At 66.5% G+C, this 483-nt stretch carries 1 pseudogene; it reads left to right on the top strand.

Annotated elements, in window-relative coordinates:
• Positions 1-483, top strand: a pseudogene (locus JFY56_RS24190) (hypothetical protein); the annotation flags it as partial.

Raw genomic sequence — 483 nt, 5'->3', positions numbered from 1 at the left:
CGGCCACTGATGTGGGCGCGGCGTTCACCAAGGTCGACGACGCGCTGGGCGTGCATGAGACCTTTATCACCGACATCGAGAACGGCGGCGGCATCAAGTACTTCCATGCCAAGTCCACCCTGGCCGACTCCTCGGCCACCGGCACCGATTCGATCGCGGTCGGCCCGACTGCCAAGAGCACGGCGACCAACTCCATCGCCATCGGTAAGGGCGCTACCGCCGGCACCGCCAACAGCGTGGCGCTGGGCGATGGTGCAACCACCGCCGCAGCGGTGACCACGGCAACCGGTACGGTAGCGGGCACCAGCTACAACTATGCTGGCGGCACGCCGACCGGCACGGTGAGCGTCGGTAATGGCACTGCCAACCGCACCATCACCAACGTGGCCGCCGGCCGCGTCAGCGGCACCAGCACCGATGCTATCAACGGCTCGCAGCTGTACGCGACCAACCAGGAAGTTGGCAAGCTCGACACCCGTATCG

Source organism: Pseudomonas schmalbachii, from assembly GCF_017589465.1.
In the GTDB taxonomy this organism is placed as follows: domain Bacteria; phylum Pseudomonadota; class Gammaproteobacteria; order Pseudomonadales; family Pseudomonadaceae; genus Pseudomonas; species Pseudomonas schmalbachii.
The sequence above is the reverse complement of the archived record's forward strand: the minus strand, read 5'-3'. Positions and strand labels throughout refer to the sequence as shown.